General features: G+C 72.2%; 16 protein-coding genes. 12 read left to right on the top strand and 4 right to left on the bottom strand.

Going from position 1 to position 16,627, the window contains the following annotated elements:
• Nucleotides 1-106: 106 nt before the first annotated feature.
• Genes AC060K_RS03450 through AC060K_RS03440 form a run of 3 tightly spaced genes read right to left on the bottom strand, consistent with a single transcriptional unit; the run spans nucleotide 107 to nucleotide 2,729 of the window.
• A complete protein-coding gene (locus AC060K_RS03450; RefSeq protein ID WP_483764064.1) occupies nucleotides 107-886 on the bottom strand; it encodes an LLM class F420-dependent oxidoreductase in 780 nt (259 codons plus the stop codon).
• Between the two features lie 10 nt (nucleotides 887-896).
• Nucleotides 897-1,688, bottom strand: a complete 792-nt coding sequence (locus AC060K_RS03445; RefSeq protein WP_483764063.1) for a methyltransferase domain-containing protein — start codon at nucleotides 1,686-1,688, stop codon at nucleotides 897-899.
• A 57-nt stretch (nucleotides 1,689-1,745) separates the two neighbouring features.
• Nucleotides 1,746-2,729, bottom strand: a complete 984-nt coding sequence (locus tag AC060K_RS03440) for a quinone oxidoreductase family protein (protein ID WP_483764062.1) — start codon at nucleotides 2,727-2,729, stop codon at nucleotides 1,746-1,748.
• Between the two features lie 84 nt (nucleotides 2,730-2,813).
• Here AC060K_RS03440 and argC point away from each other — a divergent pair, with 84 nt between their 5' ends.
• Genes argC through AC060K_RS03390 form a run of 10 tightly spaced genes read left to right on the top strand, consistent with a single transcriptional unit; the run spans nucleotide 2,814 to nucleotide 12,797 of the window.
• The gene (gene argC / locus AC060K_RS03435; RefSeq protein WP_483764061.1) at nucleotides 2,814-3,872 is read left to right on the top strand and encodes an N-acetyl-gamma-glutamyl-phosphate reductase; all 1,059 of its coding nucleotides are present in this window, start codon (nucleotides 2,814-2,816) and stop codon (nucleotides 3,870-3,872) included.
• On the top strand, nucleotides 3,869-5,050 hold the full coding sequence (argJ, locus tag AC060K_RS03430; protein ID WP_483764060.1) for a bifunctional glutamate N-acetyltransferase/amino-acid acetyltransferase ArgJ: 1,182 nt from the start codon (nucleotides 3,869-3,871) through the stop codon (nucleotides 5,048-5,050). The genes argC and argJ overlap by 4 nt, the downstream gene beginning before the upstream one ends.
• Nucleotides 5,047-6,015: an acetylglutamate kinase gene (gene argB / locus AC060K_RS03425; protein ID WP_483764059.1), complete on the top strand. Its 969-nt coding sequence runs from the start codon at nucleotides 5,047-5,049 to the stop codon at nucleotides 6,013-6,015. Before argJ ends, argB begins: the two co-directional genes overlap by 4 nt.
• On the top strand, nucleotides 6,012-7,280 hold the full coding sequence (locus AC060K_RS03420; protein WP_483764058.1) for an acetylornithine transaminase: 1,269 nt from the start codon (nucleotides 6,012-6,014) through the stop codon (nucleotides 7,278-7,280). The genes argB and AC060K_RS03420 overlap by 4 nt, the downstream gene beginning before the upstream one ends.
• Nucleotides 7,277-8,212, top strand: coding sequence for an ornithine carbamoyltransferase (gene argF / locus AC060K_RS03415; RefSeq protein WP_483764057.1), 936 nt, complete (start codon nucleotides 7,277-7,279; stop codon nucleotides 8,210-8,212). Before AC060K_RS03420 ends, argF begins: the two co-directional genes overlap by 4 nt.
• A complete protein-coding gene (locus AC060K_RS03410; protein ID WP_483764056.1) occupies nucleotides 8,209-8,781 on the top strand; it encodes an arginine repressor in 573 nt (190 codons plus the stop codon). Before argF ends, AC060K_RS03410 begins: the two co-directional genes overlap by 4 nt.
• 47 nt (nucleotides 8,782-8,828) lie before the next feature.
• On the top strand, nucleotides 8,829-10,076 hold the full coding sequence (locus AC060K_RS03405; protein WP_483764055.1) for an argininosuccinate synthase: 1,248 nt from the start codon (nucleotides 8,829-8,831) through the stop codon (nucleotides 10,074-10,076).
• Nucleotides 10,077-10,078: 2 nt separating this feature from the next.
• A complete protein-coding gene (gene argH / locus AC060K_RS03400; protein WP_483764054.1) occupies nucleotides 10,079-11,536 on the top strand; it encodes an argininosuccinate lyase in 1,458 nt (485 codons plus the stop codon).
• A 10-nt stretch (nucleotides 11,537-11,546) separates the two neighbouring features.
• A complete protein-coding gene (locus AC060K_RS03395; protein ID WP_483764053.1) occupies nucleotides 11,547-12,101 on the top strand; it encodes a uridine kinase family protein in 555 nt (184 codons plus the stop codon).
• 12 nt (nucleotides 12,102-12,113) lie between these two features.
• The gene (locus AC060K_RS03390) at nucleotides 12,114-12,797 is read left to right on the top strand and encodes a DNA-3-methyladenine glycosylase (protein WP_483764052.1); all 684 of its coding nucleotides are present in this window, start codon (nucleotides 12,114-12,116) and stop codon (nucleotides 12,795-12,797) included.
• A 31-nt stretch (nucleotides 12,798-12,828) separates the two neighbouring features.
• On the opposite strand, the gene AC060K_RS03385 is transcribed toward AC060K_RS03390, so the two are convergent.
• The gene (locus AC060K_RS03385; protein ID WP_483764313.1) at nucleotides 12,829-13,809 is read right to left on the bottom strand and encodes an ATP-grasp domain-containing protein; all 981 of its coding nucleotides are present in this window, start codon (nucleotides 13,807-13,809) and stop codon (nucleotides 12,829-12,831) included.
• 177 nt (nucleotides 13,810-13,986) lie between these two features.
• On the opposite strand from AC060K_RS03385, the gene tyrS reads away from it, so the two are divergent.
• Both tyrS and AC060K_RS03375 read left to right on the top strand, forming a co-directional pair.
• A complete protein-coding gene (gene tyrS, locus AC060K_RS03380) occupies nucleotides 13,987-15,246 on the top strand; it encodes a tyrosine--tRNA ligase (protein ID WP_483764051.1) in 1,260 nt (419 codons plus the stop codon).
• Between the two features lie 69 nt (nucleotides 15,247-15,315).
• Nucleotides 15,316-16,209: an ATP-grasp domain-containing protein gene (locus AC060K_RS03375; protein ID WP_483764050.1), complete on the top strand. Its 894-nt coding sequence runs from the start codon at nucleotides 15,316-15,318 to the stop codon at nucleotides 16,207-16,209.
• Nucleotides 16,210-16,627: the final 418 nt, after the last annotated feature.

Genomic DNA, 16,627 nt, shown 5'->3' with positions numbered 1-16,627 from the left:
GGTGGGCGGGTGCCGCGGGCCCCCCGGGGGGGGGGGGGGGCGCCCCCCCCGCGGGGGGGGCCCCCGCGGGGGGGCCCCCCCCCGGCCGGCGTCGGGCACCGTCAGGTCAGGCGCGGGCGTCGCGCCAGTCGATCCACGTCTTGAGCGTGGAGAGGTCGTAGTCCGGGCCGCTCACGCCCACGGTGAAGAGGGTGGCGCCTGCGGCGAGCAGGGCCTCGCCGGACTCGGCCGGGTCGCCCTGGGCGGCGACGGACCGCTCCACCAGCGTCGCGGTGTCGCGACCCACGGCGGCGCCGTGCTCGTCGAGGATCGCCGACTTGCGCGACAGGGTGTCGAGGTCGGCGAACGAGTGCCAGATGTCGGCGTGCTCGGCCACGATGCGGAGGGTCTTCTTCTCGCCGCCGCCGCCGATCATGACCGGGATCTGCCGCGTGGGGGCCGGGTTGCCCTCGGCGAGACGCTTCGTGATGCGCGGCATCGCCTCGGCGAGCTCGGCGATGCGCGAGCCTGCGGTACCGAACTCGTAGCCGAACTGGTCGTAGTCCTTCTCGAACCAGCCCGCACCGATCCCGAGGATCAGGCGGCCGTTCGAGATGTGGTCCACGGTGCGCGCCATGTCGGCGAGCAGCTCGGGGTTGCGGTAGCTGTTGCACGTGACGAGGGCGCCGATCTCGACGCGCTCGGTCTGCTCGGCCCAGGCGCCGAGCATGGTCCAGCACTCGAAGTGCTTGCCGTCGGGGTCGCCCGACAGCGGGAAGAAGTGGTCCCAGTTGAAGATGACGTCCACGCCCATGTCCTCGGCGCGGAGCACGGCGTCGCGGATCTGCGAGTAGTCGGCGTGCTGCGGCTGGAGCTGGACGGCGATGCGGACGGATCGGTTCGACATGATTGCCAGACTAGTTGCGGGAGGCGACGACGAACACCCGGCGGAACGCGAGCGGCGTGCCGTACTCGTGGCTGGGGTAGGCGTCGCGCAGGGCGGCACCCAGGTCAGCCTCGAACCGGGTCCTGAGGACTGGGTCCGCGGCTTCGAGCGCGGCGAGCGTCGGCTGGGCGCCCGTGGCGGAGATCCAGCGCAGCACCGGGTCCTCGCCGTGGAGGACGTGCAGGTAGGTGGTCTCCCAGGCGTCGACGGTCCAGCCGGGCCGCGCGAGGTCGTCGAGGTAGTCCGCGGGGTCGCCGCTGCCGCGGCGGGCCACCGTACCGACGACCGCCGCGTACGGCTCGCGTGCGGCGACCTCCCGCAGCAGCCGGTGGCTGGGCGCGTCGTGGTTGCCGGGCACCTGGAAGGCGAAGGTCTGGGCGGCGGTTCCCGCGAGCGCGGGGAGGAGGTCGCGGTGGCCGGGGACCCACTGGAGAGTGGCGTTGCTGATGACGAGGTCGGCGCCGGTGACGGGACCGTCGTCGTCGCCGAGCGTTCCGCGGGCGTAGTCGCGGAGGTCGCCGAGCAGGTATCGGGTTCCGGGGTCGGCGGCGCGGGCGCGCTCGACCATGGCGGGGGAGGCGTCCACGCCCACGACCTGGGCCTGGGGCCAGCGCCGGCGGAGGTGCTCGGTGAGGTGGCCGGGGCCCGAGCCGAGGTCCACGACGGTGGCGGGCTCGCCGGGGACGTGCGCGAGGAGGTCGGCGAACGGGCGGGAGCGTTCGTCGGTGAACTGGAGGTAGGCGGCGGGGGACCAGTCGGCCATGGGGAGCCCTCTCGTGGTATCTCGGTGTCGAGTATCTCGACGTCAAGATACATCGGATCAGGGGACGAGCAGCACCTTGCCCGTGGTCCGGCGCCCCTCGAGCGCGCGGTGGGCCTCGGCGGCGTCGGCGAGCGGGAGCGTGGTGCCGACGCGGACGTCCAGCGTTCCGGCGGCCGCCGCGCCCAGCACCTCGGCCGCGCGCCACTCGAGCTCCTCACGCGTCAGCAGGTAGTGGGCGAGCGTCGGCCGGGTGAGGAAGAGCGAGCCCCCGCGGTTCAGCCGCTGGGCGTCGAACAGCGGCACCTGGCCGGACGCGCCGCCGAACAGCACGAGCATGCCGCGGGTGCGCAGCGAGGCGAGCGAGGCGTCGAAGGTGGCGCGGCCCACGCCGTCGTACGCGACGTGCACGCCCTGTCCGTCGGTGAGGTCGCGGACGGTGGCCGGGAGGTCGGTCGTGACGTCGCCCATGACCGCGTAGTCGATGGTGTGGGCGGCGCCTGCGGCGCGCGAGAGCGCGGCCTTCTCCTCGCTGGACACTGTTGTGAGGACGCGGGCGCCCCGCGCTACGGCGAGCTGGGTCGCAAGCAGGCCCACGCCCCCCGCGCCCGCGTGCAGCAGGATGTCGTGCCCGGGGCCCACGGCAAACGTGGAGGTCACGAGGTAGTGGGCTGTCATGCCCTGCAGAGGGAGGGCTGCGGCGGTCTCGAGGGGCAGTCCGTCCGGGACGCGGACCGCGTTCTCGTCGGGCACCAGCGCCAGCTCGGCGTACGAGCCCGGCGCCTCGTTCCAGGCGACCGGGTCTCCTGCCACGAAGCGTGTGACGCCCTCGCCGACCGCCTCGACCACTCCGGCACCCTCGACTCCCACGACGTGCGGGTACTCCATGGGGTAGATGCCGCTGCGACGGTAGGTGTCGATGAAGTTGACGCCCGCCGCGGCGACGCGGACGAGCAGCTGGCCGGGACCGGGCGAAGGCTCCGGAACCTCGTCGACCGCCAGGACCTCAGGGCCGCCCGCCTCGCGGGCCACGACTGCACGCATAGGCCCACCCTAGGCGCGTCCGGAGCATCGCCGCAGGTCCGAAGAGGCTAGGCGTCGACTGCATATGTATGTATGATGCTGCATATGACCAGCAGCCAGCTCATCAGGGTGGCCGTGGCGGGCGCGTCCGGCTACGCGGGCGGGGAGACCCTGCGCCTTCTCGCCGCGCACCCCTTCGTCGAGATCGGGGCCGTCACCGGCCACTCGAGCGCGGGCGCCATGCTCGGCGAGCACCAGCCCCACCTGCGCAGCCTGGCGCACCGCGTCATCGAGCCCACCACCGCGCAGGCGCTCAAGGGGCACGACGTCGTGGTGCTCGCCCTCCCGCACGGCGCGTCGGGCGAGCTCGCGGCCCAGCTGCCCGACGACGTGCTGGTGCTGGACCTCGGCGCCGACCACCGCCTCGAGTCCGCCGCCGACTGGGAGGCCTTCTACGGCAGCGCCCACGCCGGCACCTGGCCGTACGGCCTGCCGGAGCTGATCCGGGCCGACGGCACCCGCCAGCGTGACCGTCTTGCCGGGGCCACACGGGTCGCCGTCCCGGGCTGCAACGTCACCGCCGTGACGCTGGGCCTGCAGCCGGGCGTCGCAGCCGGGGTGGTCGAGGCCTCCGACGTGGTGGCGGTGCTCGCCAACGGCTACTCCGGCGCAGGCAAGGCGCTCAAGCCGCACCTGCTGGCCAGCGAGGGGCTCGGCTCTGCCCAGCCCTACGCGGTGGGCGGCGCCCACCGCCACGTCCCCGAGATCGTCCAGAACCTGCGCGCCGCCGGCGCCGCGCACGTGGGGCTCAGCTTCACGCCCACGCTGGTGCCCATGGCGCGCGGCATCCTGGCCACCGCCACGGCACGGCTCGCGCCGGGCGCCGACGCCGCCCAGGTGCGCGGCGCCTGGGCGGCCGCTTACGCGGACGAGCCGTTCGTGCACCTCCTGCCCGAGGGCCAGTGGCCCAGCACCGCGATGACCCTCGGAGCCAACACGGCTCTGGTCCAGGTCGCGGTCGACGCGGCAGCCGGGCGGGTGGTCACCGTCACCGCGATCGACAACCTCGTCAAGGGCACCGCCGGCGCAGCCGTGCAGTCGATGAACCTCGCCCTCGGCCTGCGGGAGACCGCCGGCCTCGTGATCGAAGGAGTGGCTCCGTGACCGTCACCGCACCGCAGGGGTTCCGGGCGGCCGGGATCACCGCCGGCCTCAAGGCGTCGGGCAACCCGGACCTCGCGCTGGTGGTGAACGACGGGCCGCAGCACACCGCCGCGGCCGTCTTCACCAGCAACCGTGTGGTCGGTGCGCCCGTGATGTGGTCGCGCCAGGCCGTCAAGGACGGAGCTGCGCGTGCAGTCGTGCTCAACTCCGGCGGCGCCAACGTCTGCACCGGGCCGGGCGGGTTCCAGGACGTCCACGCCACCGCCGAGAAGGTCGCCGAGGTGCTCGGTGTGGGGGCGATCGACGTGCTGGTGGCGTCGACCGGCCTCATCGGGGTCCGTCTGGCGGCCGACAAGCTCCTCGCGGGGATCCCGGTCGCCGCCGGCGCCCTCGCCGCTGACGCCGCGGCGGGCACGGCCGCCGCGACGGCCATCATGACCACGGACACCGTCGCCAAGACCGCGGTCCGCACCGTCGAGACACCCGCCGGGACGTTCACCGTGGGCGGCATGGCCAAGGGCGCGGGCATGCTGGCGCCGGCCCTCGCCACCATGCTCTGCGTGGTGACCACCGACGCCGTCGTCAACTCCGCCGACGCCGACACGGCGCTGCGCGCCGCGACCGGTGCCACGTTCGACCGCGTCGACTCCGACGGCTGCATGTCCACCTCGGACACGGTGGTCCTCATGGCCTCCGGGGCCTCCGAGGTCGCGCCGGACGCCGCCACCCTGACTGAGGCCGTCACGGCCGTGTGCGCGGACCTGGCCCGCCAGCTCGTCGCGGACGCCGAGGGCGCCACCCACGACATCGCCGTGACCGTCCGGGGCGCGACCACCGAGGCGGCAGCCGTCGCCGTGGGCCGCGCCGTGACGCGGTCCAACCTGTTCAAGACGGCGATGTTCGGCAACGACCCGAACTGGGGCCGGGTCCTCGCGCAGGTGGGCACCGTTCCCGAGGAGGTGGCGCCCTTCGACCCGCTGGAGCTCGACGTCAGCATCAACGGGGTCATGGTCTGCAAGGCGGGCGGTGCGCACGAGCCCCCCGAGACGGTGGACCTGGCGGCCTCCCGCGACATCACCGTCGAGATCGACCTGCACGCGGGTGACGCCGAGGCCACCATCTGGACCAACGACCTGAGCCACGCGTACGTCCACGAGAACAGCGCGTACTCGTCATGACAGAGCCCGGTTTCAACACGCTCACGGACCTACGTCCCGACCAGAAGGCAGAGGTCCTCCTCGAGGCCCTGCCCTGGCTCCAGGAGTTCTCCGGCGCGCTCGTCGTCGTCAAGTACGGCGGCAACGCCATGGTCGACGACACGCTGAAGGCGGCCTTCGCCCAGGACATGGTCTTCCTGCGCCAGGTCGGCCTGCGCCCCGTGGTGGTGCACGGCGGAGGTCCCCAGATCAACGCCATGCTGGACCGCCTGGGCATCGCCTCCGAGTTCAAGGGCGGGCTCCGCGTCACCACGCCCGAGGCCATGGACGTGGTCCGGATGGTCCTCACGGGCCAGGTGTCCCGCGAGCTCGTCGGCCTGATCAACGCGCACGGACCCTACGCCGTGGGCATGTCCGGCGAGGACGGTGCGCTCCTCGCCGCCGAACGGCGCAACGCCGTGGTCGACGGCGAGGAGGTGGACGTCGGCCTCGTGGGCGACGTGGTCCAGGTGGACCCCACCGCCGTCCAGGACCTCCTCGCGGCAGGCCGGATCCCGGTTGTCTCCACCATCGCCCCGGACGTGGCCGACCCCACCCAGGTCCTCAACGTCAACGCGGACACAGCCGCCTCGGCGCTCGCGGTCGCCCTCGGCGCGCGGAAGCTCATCGTCCTGACCGACGTGGAAGGCCTGTACACGTCCTGGCCCGACCGGTCGTCGCTGGTGGAACGCATCACCGCGACCGAGCTCGCGACCCTGCTCCCGTCGCTCCAGTCGGGCATGGTCCCCAAGATGGAGGCCTGCCTCCGGGCGGTGGCAGGCGGTGTTCCCTCGGCCACGGTCATCGACGGCCGCCAGCCGCACAGCGTCCTGCTCGAGGTCTTCACCGCCCGCGGCAACGGCACCATGGTGGTGCCCGACCCGCGCGGAACCGCCCCAGGCGTCGGCCATCCTGACGTCCCACGCACCCAGGAGGTCGCCCCGTGAGCGAAGTCGTCACCCAGGCCGGCGAGGCCGAGAGCCGCGACCTTTCCGGCGCTGCCTGGACTGAGCGGTACTCCCGCTCCGTGATGGACACCTTCGGGTCGCCGCAGCGCGTGCTGGTCCGGGGCGAGGGCGCGTACGTCTGGGACGCCGACGGGCGGCGCTACCTCGACCTGCTCGCCGGTATCGCGGTCAACGCGCTCGGTCATGCGCACCCCACGCTCACCGCCGCGATCAGCGCCCAGCTCGGCACCCTCGGGCACGTCTCCAACTTCTTCGGCACCCCCACCCAGATCGGCCTGGCCGAGACCCTGCTCCGCCTCGCGCAGGCGCCGGCGGGATCGCGCGTCTTCTTCACGAACTCGGGCACCGAGGCCAACGAGGCGGCGTTCAAGATGACGCGCCGGACCGGGCGCACGCGGGTGCTCGCACTCGAGGGTGCGTTCCACGGCCGCACCATGGGTGCGCTGGCCCTCACCCACAAGCAGGCCTACCGCGAGCCGTTCGAGCCGCTTCCCGGCGGGGTGGAGCACCTCCCGTTCGGTGACACCGACGCCCTCGAGACGGCCTTCGGGCGAGAGGCGGTCCGCGAGCGCGGCGAGGTCGCGGCGCTCGTCGTCGAACCCCTCCAGGGCGAGGCCGGCGTGCGGGCGCTGCCGCCGGGCTACCTCGCGCTGGCGCGCCGCCTCACCGAGGACTCGGGTGCGCTGCTCGTCCTGGACGAGGTCCAGACGGGCGTCGGGCGGACCGGATCGTGGTTCGCCTACCAGCAGCCGGAGGTGGGCGGTGGCATCGTGCCCGACGTCGTCACGCTCGCCAAGGGCCTCGGCGGCGGGTTCCCCGTCGGTGCGGTGATCGCCTACGGTGAGCGTGCCGCGACCCTGCTGGGACGCGGGCAGCACGGCACCACGTTCGGGGGGAACCCCGTCGCCGCGGCCGCGGCTCTCGCGACCCTCGGCGTCATCGAGCGGGACGGGCTCCTCGGGAACGTCGCGCAGGTGGGGGAGACGCTGCGGCAGGAGATCGAGGCCGGCGGCAACCCTCTGGTCGCCGGCGTCCGCGGTCGTGGCCTGCTCCTGGCCGTTCTGCTCACGCGTCCCGTCGCAGCCCAGGTGGCCGCGGCGGCGCTGGAGGCGGGCCTCGTGGTCAACGCGGTCGCGCCCGACGCGATCCGCCTCGCACCACCACTGATCCTGACCGCGGACCAGGCCCGCGAGGCGGCCCGGTTCTTCGCCACCGTCCAGATCCCCGAGGAGCCCGCACCGTGAGCACCCGACACTTCCTGCGCGACGACGACCTGACCCCCGCCGAGCAGCGCGAGGTGCTCGAGCTCGGCCTCGCGTTCCGCCAGGACCGGTTCGTGCGCCGGCCGCTCGCCGGGCCGCAGGCCGTCGCCTTCATCACCGACAAGCCGACGCTGCGCACCCAGGTGTCGTTCGCGACCGGCATCGCGGAGCTGGGTGGCTTCCCGCTCCTCGTGGACGGGAACCTCGCCCAGATCGGCGTGCGGGAGTCGGTCGCCGACACCACGCGGGTCCTCGACCGCCAGGTGTCCGCGATCGTCTGGCGCACCTACGGCCAGGACCGTATCGAGGAGATGGCCTCCGTCTCCCGGGTGCCCGTGATCAACGCGCTCACCGACGACTTCCACCCGTGCCAGATCCTCGCCGACCTCCTCACGGTGGCGCAGCTGCGCGGCGGGGTCGGTGCGCTCGCGGGCACCACGCTCGCGTACGTCGGCGACGCGGCGAACAACATGGGGAACTCCTACCTGCTGGGCGGGGTCACGGCGGGCCTGCACGTCCGCGTCGCCGGCCCGGAGGGCTATCTGCCCGACCCGGCCGTCGTGTCCCGTGCCCAGGAGATCGCCGCCGAGACCGGGGGCTCTGTGACGGTCACGACCGACGCGGCCGCCGCCGTCGCGGGTGCGGACGTGGTCGCCACGGACACGTGGGTGTCGATGGGGGACGAGGCGGAGGCGGAGGAACGGTCCAAGCCGTTCTGGCCCTACCAGCTGAACGGGGAGCTCCTGGCCCAGGCCGCGCCCGAGGCGATCGTCCTCCACTGCCTGCCCGCCTACCGGGGCAAGGAGATCACCGCCGACGTGATCGACGGTCCACGCAGCGCGGTCTGGGACGAGGCGGAGAACCGCCTGCACGCTCAGAAGGCGCTCCTGGCCTGGCTGGTGGAGCAGAGATGAGCCGCGAACCGGACGTGAGCTACCCCGAGCCCGGGGTGACTGTCGCGCTCGACCCGAGCCTGGCGTCGTCGGGCACCCACGTGCCCACCACCAAGGCGGCCCGGCAGGCCCGCATCGTGGAGATCGTCCGGCGCAGCGCCATCCACTCGCAGGCCGAGCTCGCCCGTGCGCTCGCCGAGGAGGGACTCACAGTCACCCAGGGCACCCTGTCGCGCGACCTGATCGAGCTCCGCGCCGAGAAGGTGCGCAACGACGCCGGCGCACTCGTGTACGCCGTACCCGGCGAGGGCGGCGACCGCAGCCCCCAGGTGGGCGCCGACACCGGCTACGTCGCGGCCCGCCTGGCCCGGCTCTGCGCGGAGATGCTGGTCTCCGCGGAGTCGTCCGGCAACCTCGTGGTCCTCCGCACCCCGCCCGGCGCGGCGAACTATCTCGCGTCGGCGATCGACCACTCCGTCTTCCCCGGCGTGCTCGGCTGCATCGCCGGCGACGACACCATCCTCGTGATCGCCCGCGACCCCGCGGGCGGCGAGGAGCTCGCGCAACGGTTCCTCGCGCTCAGCACCTGAACCGCGCCCACAATCGACCCCAAGCATCCTTCACGAAAGAGAACGTCATGACTGAACGCGTCGTGCTCGCCTACTCAGGCGGCCTGGACACCTCCGTCGCCATCGGCTGGATCGGCGAGGCCACGGGGGCGGAGGTCGTCGCCGTGGCCGTCGACGTGGGCCAGGGTGGCGAGGACATGAACCTCATCCGTCAGCGGGCCCTCGACTGCGGCGCCGTGGAGGCCTACATCGCCGACGCCCGCGACGAGTTCGCCGCCGAGTACTGCGTGCCGGCCCTCAAGGCCAACGCTCTGTACCTCGACCGGTACCCGCTGGTGTCGGCCCTGTCCCGCCCGGTGATCGTGAAGCACCTGGTGCGCGCCGCGCGACAGTTCGGGGCCACCACGGTGGCGCACGGCTGCACCGGCAAGGGCAACGACCAGGTCCGCTTCGAGGTGGCCACGACGTCGCTCGCCCCGGAGCTCCGGACCATCGCCCCGGTGCGCGACCTGGCGCTCACCCGCGAGAAGGCCATCGCGTACGCCGAGCAGCACGACCTGCCGATCGCCACCACGAAGAAGAACCCGTTCTCGATCGACCAGAACCTGTGGGGACGTGCCGTCGAGACGGGCTACCTCGAGGACATCTGGAACGAGCCCACCAAGGATGTCTACTCCTACACGGACGACCCCACGTTCCCGCCCGTCGCCGACGAGGTGGTCATCACGTTCGAGCAGGGCGTGCCCGTGGCGCTCGACGGCGTGCCCGTGACCCCGCTCCAGGCCGTGCAGGAGATGAACCGCCGGGCGGGGGCGCAGGGCGTCGGCCGCATCGACATCGTCGAGGACCGCCTCGTGGGCATCAAGTCGCGCGAGATCTACGAGGCCCCGGGCGCCATCGCGCTCATCGCCGCCCACCAGGAGCTGGAGAACGTCACGCTCGAGCGTGAGCAGGCGCGGTTCAAGCGCCAGGTGGAGCAGCGATGGACCGAGCTCGTGTACGACGGCATGTGGTTCAGCCCGCTCAAGCGCTCGCTCGACACGTTCATCGAGGACACCCAGCGCTACGTCTCCGGCGACATCCGCATGGTGCTCCACGGCGGGCGCGCGACCGTCACGGGCCGTCGCTCCGAGCAGAGCCTGTACGACTTCAACCTCGCCACCTACGACGAGGGCGACACGTTCGACCAGTCGCAGGCCAAGGGCTTCATCGAGATCTACGGCCTCACGGCCAAGCTCGCCGCGGCCCGCGACGTGAAGTTCGGCAACGGCGTGGACCTGTCCACCCCGGCCGACCTCGCTGCCGGGGTGAAGTGACCATGTCCGACAAGACCACGCCTCCCGTCGACGACGTCACCGCCCCGGCCTCCTCGGCTCCGGTCGCTCTCTGGGGAGGGCGCTTCGCGGGCGGTCCCGCCCCCGAGCTCGCGGCGCTCTCCCAGTCCACGCACTTCGACTGGAAGCTCGCCAGCTACGACATCACCGGGTCCAAGGCCCATGCCAAGGTCCTCCACGCGGCCGGCCTGCTCACGGACGACGAGCTCACCGCGATGCACGAGGCGCTCGACCTCCTCGCTGCCGACGTCGAGTCCGGAGCCTTCCTCCCGGTGCTCGCCGACGAGGACGTGCACACCGCCCTCGAACGCGGGCTCATCGAGCGCGCAGGGTCCGAGCTGGGCGGCAAGCTCCGCGCCGGGAGGTCCCGCAACGACCAGATCGCCACGCTCGTGCGGATGTACCTGCGCGACCAGGCCCGAGTGATCGGCGCCCAGGTGCTCGACCTGGTGGACGAGCTCATCACCCAGGCCGTCGCAGCGGGCGAGGCGCCCATGCCAGGACGGACCCACCTGCAGCACGCCCAGCCGGTGCTCCTCGCCCACCACCTCCTCGCCCACGCGTGGCCACTCCTGCGCGACGTCGACCGCTTCCTCGACTGGGACGTGCGCGCCGCACGCTCCCCGTACGGGTCGGGGGCGCTCGCGGGCTCGTCGCTCGGGCTGGACCCGGCGGCCGTCGCGGCCGACCTCGGTTTCGACGGCCCGGTCGAGAACTCGATCGACGGCACGGCGTCGCGCGACGTCGTGGCGGAGTTCGCGTTCGTCGCCGCCATGATCGGCGTGGACCTGTCCCGGCTCGCGGAGGAGATCATCCTCTGGAACACGAAGGAGTTCGGGTTCGTCCGGCTGGACGACGCGTACTCCACCGGGTCGAGCATCATGCCGCAGAAGAAGAACCCCGACATCGCGGAGCTCGCCCGGGGCAAGGCGGGCCGCGTCATCGGCGACCTCACAGGGCTCCTGACCACGCTCAAGGGTCTGCCGCTGGCGTACAACCGGGACCTCCAGGAGGACAAGGAGCCCGTCTTCGACCAGGTCGCGACGCTCACCGTGCTCCTGCCGGCGTTCACCGGCATGGTCCGGACCCTGACGTTCGACACCGCGCGCCTGGCCGACCTCGCCCCCCAGGGCTTCTCGCTCGCGACGGACATCGCGGAGTGGCTCGTCCGGCAGGGTGTGCCCTTCCGGGTGGCGCACGAGGTCGCCGGCGCGTGCGTCCGCGAGTGCGAGGAGCGCGGCATCGAGCTGTGGGACCTGTCCGACGCAGACCTGGAGCGGATCTCCGAGCACCTCACGCCCGAGGTCCGCACCGTGCTCACCGTCGAAGGCTCGCTCGCCTCCCGCGACGCCGTGGGAGGCACTGCTCCGGTCCGTGTCGTCGAGCAGATCGAGCAGGCGAAGGAACGTTCCGCCGAGTTCCGCTTCTGGGCACAGCCGTGACGGTGACCCCGTGACCGTCACGCCGTCCGTCCTCGGCGAGATCCTGGAGCGGATCCGGGCCGCCGACGCCCGTCTCGTCTGTGTCGACGGCCCGGCGGGGTCGGGCAAGACGACCCTCGCGGCCCAGCTCGCAGACGCTCTCGAGGCAGCGGTCGTCCATATGGACGACCTCTACGAGGGATGGGCCGCCGGGCCGGGCGGGGGTGCGGAGAACCTTCGCCGGTGGGTCCTGGACCCGCTCGTCGAGGGCCGCCCGGTCCGCTACCGGAGGTATGACTGGGTCTCCGGCGACTGGGCGGAGTGGCACGACATGCCGTCCGCGACCCACCTGGTGGTCGAAGGGTGCGGCGCTGCCGCGCGCCAGGTGGACGCGCTCGGTGCGTACAGGATCTGGGTGGAGGCTGACGACGACGAACGTCTCCGCCGCGGCCTGGAGCGCGACGGGGCGGACGCGCGAGAGCACTGGCTGAGGTGGATGACCGACGAGGCCGCGCACTTCGCCCAGGAGTCCACCCGCGAGCGGGCTGACGTAGGGCTCGACGGTTTCGGTAACCTCCTTTCCTGAAGGAGGCGTCACATGGCGGATCTCACCGGCACGAGGGCCGGCCACGAGCCGACGAGCCCCTGGCTCGTGCCCGGCCGTGCCTGGTACGCGCGGCCGGTGCACGACGTCGCGCGGGACCTGCTGGGCGCGTACCTCTCCCGGCGGTCCCCCGAGGGCGACGTCACGCTGCGCATCACCGAGGTCGAGGCGTACGACGGGCCGAACGATCCCGGGTCGCACGCGTTCCGCGGGCGTACCTCCCGCAACGCCACGATGTTCGGCGAGCCTGGGCGGCTCTACGTCTACCGGCACCTGGGGCTGCACCACTGTGCCAACGTGGTGTGCGGCCCGGCCGGTGTGCCGTCCGGCGTGCTGCTCCGGGCGGGAGAGATCACCGCCGGGGTCGAGCTCGCCCGCGAACGGCGCCTCGCGTCCGGGGTGGTGGACAGCGACCGGCAGATCGCCCGCGGGCCTGCTCGGCTGACCGTGGCTCTCGCGCTCGACCTGACCTGGAACGGCGCGGACGTGACCGACGCGGAAGGGCCGCTCGTCCTGCACCAGGCCGTCGACCGTGTGCGGGGCCCGGTCGCCACCGGGCCCCGTGTGGGCGTGAGCGGCGAGGGTGGACGGGCGGACCTGTTCCCGTGGCGGTCGTGGCTGGTCGACGAGCCGACGGTGTCGGCCTACCGCCCGGTGAGCCCACGCCGTCCTCGCTGACCTGTTGCGGCCGACTGGTCAGCGAGACCGGTCAGGCGTGGGGATAACGCTCGCACAGGAGCCGGCCCAGCAGGCGGGCGATCTCGCGAGGGCCGGACCGCACCGCGGTCTCCTCGACGAGGCTGTTGTAGTTCGTGTTCGTGTTCACGTCGTAGGTGAGCACGCGGCCGTCGGCCGTGCGGATGTTCTCGATCCCCGCCACCTCGATGCCGTGGCGGCGCGTGAAGTCCAGGTACTGCCGCACCACCGGGTCGTCGTAGCCGTCGCGGAGCGAGAACAGGTTCCACTCGTCGTCCGGCGCCATCGAGATCGTGGCGCCCGGCGGGAGCACCGGACGGCCGGTGGCAGGGTCGAGCGCGCAGGCGTCGGCCGGGCACAGCTGGAACCCGCCGCGCTCGGTGTCGCCACGCACCGCGTAGATCATCTCGCCGCCGACGATCTCGACCCGCGTGATCCCGCCGTCGGCCGCGACCACGTACTCCTGGACGAGCGTGATGCCGTCGACAGGCTCCTCGTAGTCGTCCGAGGCGACGTAGGCAGCCAGGTCCTCGACCGCGTCGAACTTCCGCACGCCCAGGCCCTTGCCGCCCTGGTTGTGCTTGGTCACGAACGGTCCGTGGAAGCCCTCGGCAGCCTTGAGGACCTGGTCCCGTCCGACTGCTGCGACGGTCCGCGGAGTGGCGATCCCCGCGGCCCGGAGCGCCGTGAGCTGGTCCACCTTGCTCATCTCCAGCTCGAGCACCCGGCGGCCGTTCACGGTACGCCGGCCGTGCGCCTCCAGCCACGACAGGACGCCGCGCGCGTAGTCCTTCGTCAGCGTGTGCTCACGGGTGTGCGAGGAGGCGCTGATCCGCGACCAGAAGATGCCCTCCGGTGGTGCCTCGTCGAGGTCCATCGTCCCCTCGACCAGCAGCCACTCCTCCATGGGCAGGCCCTCGGCGGCGAAAGCCTCGGCGAACGGGGCGAACCAGTCGGGGTTCTCGTGCAGGGCGTAGATCTTCGGGGTCACGATGCCTTCCGGGGTCGGGAAGAGGGGGCTCCGCGGACCGTTCCCGCGCAGGACCCATTGTCCCAGCCCGGGACCCGGCGGCGACCAGGGTGTGGAAAACGCGGGAGACGACACCCCGGCGTCGGGCAGACTAGGGGTGTGGCCCGGCCGGGCCGCGAACCAAGACCAAGGAGTGACACGGTGACCCACATCCTCGACGAGCTGCACTGGCGGGGCCTGGTGGCGCAGACCACCGACGAGGCCGCGCTGCGGAACGCGCTGGACGAGGGGCCTGTCACCTATTACTGCGGCTTCGACCCGACGGCACCCAGCCTGCACATCGGCAACCTCGTGCAGATCCTGACGATGCGGCGGCTGCAGGACGCCGGGCACCGGCCCATCGCCCTGGTAGGCGGCGCGACCGGTCTCATCGGCGACCCGAAGATGGCGGGGGAGCGCACGCTCAACGCGCCGGAGGTCGTGGCCGGATGGGTCGAGCGCATCCGGCGCCAGATCCAGCCGCTGCTCAGGTTCGACGGGCCGGGCGGCGCCACGATGGTCAACAACCTCGACTGGACGTCAGGGCTCTCAGCGATCGCGTTCCTGCGCGACGTCGGCAAGCACTACCGCCTGGGCACCATGCTCGCCAAGGACACGGTCGCGCGGCGGCTCAACTCGGACGACGGCATCAGCTTCACCGAGTTCAGCTACCAGATCCTCCAGGGCATGGACTTCCGTGAGCTGCACCTGCGGCACGGCGTCACCCTCCAGACGGGCGGCAGCGACCAGTGGGGCAACCTGCTGTCGGGCGTCGAGCTCGTCCGCAAGGCGGAGGGCACGTCCGTCCACGCCCTGACGACCCCGCTGATCACCAAGGCGGACGGCACCAAGTTCGGCAAGACCGAGGGCGGGGCCGTCTGGCTCGATCCCGAGCTGACGAGCCCGTACGCCTTCTACCAGTTCTGGCTGAACACTGCGGACGCCGACGTCGTCAACTACCTGAAGGTCTTCTCCTTCCGGACGCCCGAGGAGATCGAGGCGCTCGAGAAGGAGGTGGCCGAGCGGCCGTTCGCCCGCGAGGCGCAGAAGGCGCTCGCGGGCGAGGTGACGACGCTGGTGCACGGTGCGGCGGCGACCGAGGCGGTCGTGGCGGCGAGTCAGGCGCTCTTCGGCCGGGGCGAGCTCACGTCGCTCGACGAGGTGACCCTGCGTGGAGCGGTGAGCGAGCTGCCGCGGGTCACAGCCAAGGCCGGCGACCTCGTCGTGGACCTCATGGTCGGCGCCGGTCTGGTGGACTCGAGGTCGGCGGCGCGGCGCGCGGTCGCCGAGGGCGGGGCCTACGTCAACAACGTCAAGGTCACGTCCGACGAGGCGACGCTCGGTGCCGATGACCTGCTGCACGGGCGGTACGCGGTGCTCCGCCGGGGCAAGAAGACCTTGGCGGTCGCTGCGTCCGAGTGACACGGGGTGACGAGCGGGCGGCGCCCCGGCCTTTGGCCGGGTCGCCGCCCGCTCCGCTAGGTTCGGCCCGTGCCCGACGACGGTGGTTTCCTCCTCTGCTGCGACCCGCTCGAACCGCGTGCGGTGGACCCGCACTTCGTGCGCGAGGCCACGGTGCTCGCGGCGGCTGGCGTCGCGACGGGACTCATGGACCACGACGCACTCGTGGCAGGTGACGAACGTGCTGCCGTGCGGCGGGTGCCACGGGACCTTGGCCGTTGCTGGTACCGCGGCTGGATGGTCCCGGTGGAGGCGTACGGGCGGTTGTCCGAGGCGCTGGCCGAGCGCGGCGTGACGCTGGTGGTGCCGCCCGAGCGCTTCCGGGCGGCTCACGAGCTGCCCGGCTGGTACGGAGCCTTCAGCGAACTCACCCCGGAGAGCGTCTGGGTGCCCTGGGAGCCGGACCGAGAGCCGAGCCTGGCTGACGTCGCCACGCTTGTCGCTCCTCTTGGCAGCGGGGCGGCCGTGGTCAAGGACTACGTGAAGTCGCGCAAGCACGAGTGGAACGAGGCCTGCTTCGTCCCGGACCTTGCGGACACAGACCGGGCTTCCATGGTGATCGGCCGCATGGTCGAGCTCCAGGGGCGAGACTTCGCCGGCGGGATCGTGGTCCGGAGGTTCGAGAAGCTGGTCGGTGACGGTCGGCCCGCCGAAGCGCGCGTCTGGTGGGTTGATGGCGAGCCCGTGGTGGTTGGCCCGCACCCTGATGCCCCGGGCGTCCATGTGGCACCGGACCTCTCCCAGGTGCGGTCGGCGGTCCTACGCCTGGGGTGCCGTTTCGTCACCACGGACGTAGCGCAGCGGGCGGACGGTGCCTGGCGCGTCGTCGAGGTGGGGGACGGCCAGGTGAGCGACCTGCCGGACGACGGGGCGGTCGACCAGGTGCTCGAGGCCCTCCTGCACGCGTCGAGAGCGACCGCCTGAGGGAGCCGGTCAGCCGATTTGGTGCCTGCGCGGGATCGTGTGTACTGTTCTCGATGTCAGCCCGACAGGCCGACGGACAGCCGAGTGATCGGGTGGCCGCGCCGGGGTTGGATCCCACTCCAGAGTTTCTGAGGGCCTTGTGCGCTCTGTTATGGTGTGGGGCCGGGTTTCGGCCGGCGGGATCGCTTTTCCGGACATTCGCGAGAATGGGTGGATTTGGTCCGGCGGGGCGGGTCTGGTAAGTTTGAATGGTTGCCCCGGACGGGGGCCGGACACAAATCATGGTCTGGTCTGCGACGGTGTGCGTCGGTTGTTTGAGAACTCAACAGTGTGCTTGATAGTCAATGCCAATTATTTTCCTCGTTGGCGGGCTCGATGTGGTGCCGGTTCATGCCGGTGGCTGTCTCGGGTTCGTTGA

The sequence above is a fragment of the Antribacter sp. NEAU-D49 genome (assembly GCF_057158775.1).
The sequence above is the reverse complement of the archived record's forward strand: the minus strand, read 5'-3'. Positions and strand labels throughout refer to the sequence as shown.

Coding starts and splice junctions, on each gene's coding strand:
- AC060K_RS03410 (WP_483764056.1), top strand. CDS start 8,209: ATGAGCCGCGAACCGGACGTGAGCTACCCCGAGCCCGGGGTGACTGTC.
- argC (WP_483764061.1), top strand. CDS start 2,814: ATGACCAGCAGCCAGCTCATCAGGGTGGCCGTGGCGGGCGCGTCCGGC.
- AC060K_RS03445 (WP_483764063.1), bottom strand. CDS start 1,688: ATGGCCGACTGGTCCCCCGCCGCCTACCTCCAGTTCACCGACGAACGC.
- AC060K_RS03440 (WP_483764062.1), bottom strand. CDS start 2,729: ATGCGTGCAGTCGTGGCCCGCGAGGCGGGCGGCCCTGAGGTCCTGGCG.
- AC060K_RS03450 (WP_483764064.1), bottom strand. CDS start 886: ATGTCGAACCGATCCGTCCGCATCGCCGTCCAGCTCCAGCCGCAGCAC.
- AC060K_RS03390 (WP_483764052.1), top strand. CDS start 12,114: ATGGCGGATCTCACCGGCACGAGGGCCGGCCACGAGCCGACGAGCCCC.
- AC060K_RS03405 (WP_483764055.1), top strand. CDS start 8,829: ATGACTGAACGCGTCGTGCTCGCCTACTCAGGCGGCCTGGACACCTCC.
- argH (WP_483764054.1), top strand. CDS start 10,079: ATGTCCGACAAGACCACGCCTCCCGTCGACGACGTCACCGCCCCGGCC.
- argB (WP_483764059.1), top strand. CDS start 5,047: ATGACAGAGCCCGGTTTCAACACGCTCACGGACCTACGTCCCGACCAG.